Here is a 797-nt window from a genome sequence, read left to right as displayed (position 1 = left end):
GGGAGCTGTCACGTTAACTGTAGTGTGTTGAGTAACGCTCTGCCGTGAAGTTTTCAGGCTGTCAGCTGGGTGGCCTTGTTCCATTGGGCGAAGGCGCGGATACGATGGATGTGACGGTCCAGGGCGTTGTGGATGGAGGCTGGCGGGACGAAGAGGTTGCGGACGGCGGAGAAGACGGAGACGAAGCGCTGGCAGCCTCCGGGAGAGCGGAATTTCTGCATGACCCGTTCGCGTTTTCGCAGTGGCAGATGACTGTTCTCCGCCCTGTTGTTCAGTCCCTTGTGGGACAGATGCCTGAACGTGAGCTTCAGTTTCCGTCTGGCCGCACCGTAGGATCCCAGTTTGTCGGTGACCATGCGCGCGGGCCGGATACCCTGCTTTTTCAGCAGCCGCGTCAGCAGACGCCGGGCGGCTTTGGTGTTCCTGCGGCTCTGCAGGATCTCGTCAAGGATATAACCATCCTGATCAACGGCGCGCCACAGCCAATGTGGCTGGCCATGGATCACGATCTGGACCTCGTCGAGATGCCAGATATCACCGGGTCTGGCAGCCTTGCGGCGCAGCGAGCGGGCAAAGGCCGCTCCGAACTTCTGGCTCCAGCGACGGATCGTTTCATACGACACAATGAGACCGCGTTCGAGCAGCATCTCCTCAATCAGGCGGAAACTCAGCGGGAATCGGAAATACAGCCATACCGCATGCGCGATCACTTCGCGTGGAAAACGATGTCTTTTGTAGCTCACAACCTCTTTGCTCATCACTCCTCTCTACCATACTACAGTTAACGTGACAGCTCC

At 58.2% G+C, this 797-nt stretch carries 1 protein-coding gene; it reads right to left on the bottom strand.

The genetic code is table 11. The features are described 5' to 3' along the window. Nucleotides 1-53: 53 nt before the first annotated feature. Nucleotides 54-758, bottom strand: coding sequence for an IS6 family transposase (locus DY926_RS09660; protein ID WP_116703188.1), 705 nt, complete (start codon nucleotides 756-758; stop codon nucleotides 54-56). Nucleotides 759-797 lie beyond the last annotated feature (39 nt).

The organism is Komagataeibacter melaceti, assembly GCF_003403295.1.
GTDB classification, from domain to species: Bacteria; Pseudomonadota; Alphaproteobacteria; order Acetobacterales; family Acetobacteraceae; genus Komagataeibacter; species Komagataeibacter melaceti.
Note: the sequence above shows the minus strand (reverse complement) of the source record. Positions and strands in the feature narration are given on the sequence as shown.